The organism is Tateyamaria pelophila (genome assembly GCF_019966495.1).
GTDB classification, from domain to species: domain Bacteria; phylum Pseudomonadota; class Alphaproteobacteria; order Rhodobacterales; family Rhodobacteraceae; genus Tateyamaria; species Tateyamaria pelophila.
In genome coordinates, this window is sequence record NZ_JAIMIA010000214.1 from 1 (window position 1) to 4,308 (window position 4,308).

Consider the following 4,308-nt stretch of genomic DNA (forward strand, 5'->3'; position numbering starts at 1 on the left):
ACATCACGCAATTTCCTGTCGATGATCAAACTGGCATCCGTCAGGCTGTGGATCGAGTTTTATGAGTCCGCTGCCTAGTGAAAGAGCGAAGATTGGGTTAGAATTTAGCTTCTTTTCAATTTCAGATAGATCGTTCAAGGTTTTTCTCCTTCGTAAGGAATCATTATTTCTCAGCTTCAACCAAGTCGGCTTCGGTATAGACTTCTCTAAATCGTTCCACTTGTTCAGCTACTAATTCCCGGAGGGTTTGAGGCTCAAGCACCTGAACCTGATCCCCCCATCGAAACAAATGCCAGCACATCTCCCGTAGCCCCCCCGCCCGAAACCGCACCGTCAGGCTACCATCGGGCTCGTCGATCATCTCTTGGGTGGCATGGAAAAGATATGTGCGGGCATCTGGTGCCGCAGCGGGCGTGAACCGCCAGACCACGTCATAGATGTCTTCCTGCCAGACCCCAAACGACCGTTGCATCCAGGCTTGCAGATCAAAACCTTCAGGGCGCTCGAAACCCTCATTGGACAATTCGATCCGCTCAAACCCTGCGAGGGCAAACAGACGAACATCTTTGGCCCAGTCGCTATAGGCGATTAGATACTGTCGTCCTTCGCCGAGCAGCATCGCCAAAGGGCCGAGCCGAGCGTTTCGGCTCAAGAGTCCCGATGCGCGGGCACGGTGATCCACCTTGATCCAGACCCCTGCCAGTATGGCTTGACGGAGGTCGTTGAGTGTTTCCTCCGGGATACGCTCTCGAGGACCTGGGCGCAGGGCAACACCATCTGCCTCGAGGAGTGCGGCAATATCCGGCTCAAGCCGGGTGCGTTTGGGTCCTGACAACCGAGCGCGCAGCCGGTCAGACAATGTGTCGAGGTTATCTGCGGTTACAGTATCGCCGCTTTGACGGGCCAGTTCAGCACCTCGATGCAGCGTAGCGATGTCCTCAAGGGTTGGGTCCGCAAACCGTCCAGCGGTTCCAGGTGGAAGACGCCAACGTTTGCGCCCACCTGGCTCGCTGATCTCTTCGATTTGCGGAAAGGCGTCTCTAATCGCATCACGCATTCGTTCAGCTGTTCTGCGCGAGACCTCATAGGATTCCCCAATGTCATCGAGTGACAGGCCATCTGCCCTGCCCTGCATCTGCAGCGCCAGCCGAACCAGGTCTGTAAGTCGGCCATACCGCATTGGGGAACCTCCGTTGCACGTAGTCTTGCGCAATCCGATCAAGGCTTCAAGCGAACAGCCGCCGTGAGAGACCGCTTTGTCGTGTTGGTCCCCGCTCCATCAACTCACTGCTCGGAATCCGATTGGGTGGTTTGCGTTTGGTTTAGACGTTTGTTCTCGGGTCAGCTCTTTAACGATAGCTGCGGGCTCCGTGATGCCAAGTAACGTGCAACGTTTGTTTACGACCGCAAAATCCCCCGGCGTCAACTGGTCGAGGAAATGGAGATCCACAGGGGAGTCAGTATTGAAAAACCGTCGAAAGCAAGCTTGGCGTTGTGTGAGATTCAGCGGTAGAAACCCGATCCGCAGGCTGAAGCGCCGTGCTGTTGCAGGGTCAAGTTGATCGACAAGGTTCGTTGTGCAGGCAAAGGGTAGAGGGTGGTTTTCCATCCAGGTGAGCATTTCATTCACTTGCGAAATTTCCCATCGATGAGAGGCTCCATCTCGAGATCCAAGCAGCGAGTCAGCTTCGTCGAATACAAGAAAAGCACTGGTGTCGCGCGCTTCTGCAAAGGCATCTGCAATGTTACGTTCGCTTCCCCCGACATACCGATCGAGCAGATCAGAGGCACGCCGTTCCAGGACAGGCATGTGCAGACATTCTGCAAGATAGCGTGCGAAGGCGCTCTTGCCGGTGCCCGGCGGTCCACTGAGGCAAAGCCCACCTGTATTGGCCGGACCGCAAGTGACGAACCGCTGCGTGATCAGGCTGAGGTCATGGTCTGCATTTGCTAGTTCCGGATCAAAATGAACAGCGCTATGCGAGATCAAGGGAATATGGCCACCACGTACAGCGCGAGAAATGGCTGTTGCAGCCAGTCTCACGTCATCTGTTCCACCGCGAGCGATGCGCACCGCGCGAAGGGCGCTGTTGGCCAGTGCCGGTGCATCCTCCATGCTGTGTGCCAATTCCAAACACAAGTCTTGGGGCAGTGGCACCTGATGCTGCTTGGCGAGCTTTTGCCATACCCGGGCACGATCAGCGACCGGGGGTGTACGCAACTCAAGCGTAAAGCTGATCCGACGCAGAAACGCTGGATCGCAGTCACTGATGTTGTTTGTCGTCCAGAGGGTCGGCACTGGGTTGCCCTCAATGAGGCGGTTCATATGGACCTTTGAGCCAGAACGACGCAGCGAGAAGCCAAAGAGCCCATTGTCGATCCCAGGGAACAGGTCTTCCATCTCGTCGAACAGGATGATGCTGTTGCCTTGATCGGCAAGTAGCCGTTGACCGAGACGCAGTTGCTGTAACCTCTCAAAGCGTGCCGGTTCGTCGCCATCATCGTCTGTTTCACCAACAGCGTGGAGGCTTGCGCCAAGTCTTTCAGCGAGCACTTTGCAAAACTCGGTTTTTCCCGTCCCCGGCGCGCCGTGCAACAGAATGTTCACACCCTTTTCCTGCCGCTGCGTTGCCCCCTGCAGCAACCGGAACGCGAAGTCCCGGCTCGGTCCCAAATGGTCAAAGTCTTCCCAGGTGACCGAGGCGGGTTCGGTCGTGGCAAATAGCGCACCCAAAATATCATCGAGCCCACGGGAGGGCGGCTCAAGTGCCACCAGCAAGCGATCAGAAGGCAAAAGACCAAGCCCGGTGAATGGGGGTCTTTCAAATTGCAGCAGGCCAGAAACCATCAATCGCCCTGAGGAAGACAATGCCTTTCGCGCCTGCGCTGGTGAGAGCTCAGTCAGGTGAACAACAGCGTCTTCGACTGGAATTCGGGCCTCATCTGTTAGTGCGCTGCACAGAGATTTGACCGGTCCACTTCGAGCAGCGCGGATCGCAAGCGCGAAGACTTCCTCTTCATTCTTTCCAAGTCCCATATGCCCGGCCAACGCCGAGATGTTTCGGGCAAGAGCATCTGGTCGGACACGCGGTGCCCGCGCAAACTGGTGCGCAAGACGTTCACGCAGATCGTGCCAGATCGCGACCGGAACACCTTTGCGCTTGAAACTGTCGAATTCTGGATCCCAAAAGAATCCAAAATCTTGATCCTCAGTCCAATTCGAAAGCTCCAGCGCCATGACGCTGCGTGCCGTGAAGCGCGTGGCAAGCCTGTGAGCCAGGTCAATCAAATATCTCTGTTCGTATCTGTTCGTCATGCAACCTCCGTATTGTCGAACCAGATATAACATTAAGACACGTCACATTCGGACGTTCCCTATATGAAGGGACAGTATCTTCGCGTGACGTCTTCCCTTGTGAGGCGTAAGAAGGCTTATGAATTTCGCATTTTACGACCTCGAAACGACAGGTATATCGCCCGCGTTCGATCACCCTTTGCAATTCGCAGCAATCCTCACGGACGCGGAATTCAAAGAGATCGAGCGGGTAAATTTGCGCTGCCGCTTAGCACCCCATGTCATCCCATCTCCGCAAGCTTTGGCCGTCACCGGCTTGCGCCCTGCGCAACTGCTTAACTCGAACCTACCCAATTTCTTTGAGTTCACGCAGGCGCTGGCGGAGCTGGTAAAGCGCTGGTCACCAGCGATCTGGGCTGGGTTCAACAGCATTCGGTTCGACGAAGAGATGCTTCGACAGGCATTTTATCAAAACCTGCAGCCGGACATCTTCGCAACCCAGTTCAACGGCAATACACGCTTTGACATCATGACCGCTGTTTACGCTGTCTGGTGTCGTCGACCTGATCTGTTTGAGTGGCCAGTCGATGAGGCTGGCAAGGTCCGCTTCAATTTGGATCGCCTCGCACCGCTCAATGACTTCGAGGGCCACAACGCTCATGACGCACTCGGAGACGTCGAGGCCACGATCTTTATTGCGCGCAAGATCGCCGATCAGGATCCTGATCTCTGGGCGGAGCTTCTGTCCAACAGGAACAAGACGCATGTTCAGTCCTTACTGGAAAGTTTTGAGCCGCTTGAACTGGTAGGTCGCTTTGGTGGAGGTCTGCCGCAAGCCACTATGGGGTGTTTATGCGGATATTCGAGCAGCAATCCCAATCAGGCTTTCTTCTTCGATCTCGACGCAGCTGACCCATCCGAGATGATCACTGCAGACGAAGAGAGACTCGCGGTACAGCTGGAAGCAACGCCACGGATCATTCGGTCGGTTTCAATCAACAAGTCCCCTGCCC

At 55.4% G+C, this 4,308-nt stretch carries 4 protein-coding genes; 1 reads left to right on the forward strand and 3 read right to left on the reverse strand.

The genetic code is table 11. From position 1 onward, the window contains the following. Nucleotides 1-3: 3 nt before the first annotated feature. The 3 genes from LC354_RS27845 to LC354_RS26510 all read right to left on the reverse strand — a co-directional run bounded on the left by LC354_RS27845 (nucleotide 4) and on the right by LC354_RS26510 (nucleotide 3,238). A complete protein-coding gene (locus LC354_RS27845) occupies nucleotides 4-138 on the reverse strand; it encodes a hypothetical protein (RefSeq protein ID WP_263289640.1) in 135 nt (44 codons plus the stop codon). A gap of 25 nt (nucleotides 139-163) precedes the next feature. Continuing rightward, entirely contained in the window at nucleotides 164-1,180 is a 1,017-nt protein-coding gene (locus tag LC354_RS26505; protein ID WP_223428949.1) for a helix-turn-helix transcriptional regulator, read from the reverse strand. A 99-nt stretch (nucleotides 1,181-1,279) separates the two neighbouring features. Then, complete coding sequence (locus LC354_RS26510; RefSeq protein ID WP_223428950.1) at nucleotides 1,280-3,238, reverse strand: AAA family ATPase; 1,959 nt, start codon at nucleotides 3,236-3,238, stop codon at nucleotides 1,280-1,282. Between the two features lie 196 nt (nucleotides 3,239-3,434). Here LC354_RS26510 and LC354_RS26515 point away from each other — a divergent pair. Beyond that, nucleotides 3,435-4,308, forward strand: an 874-nt coding sequence (locus LC354_RS26515; RefSeq protein ID WP_263289641.1) for an exonuclease domain-containing protein, incomplete at its 3' end; no start/stop codon positions are given.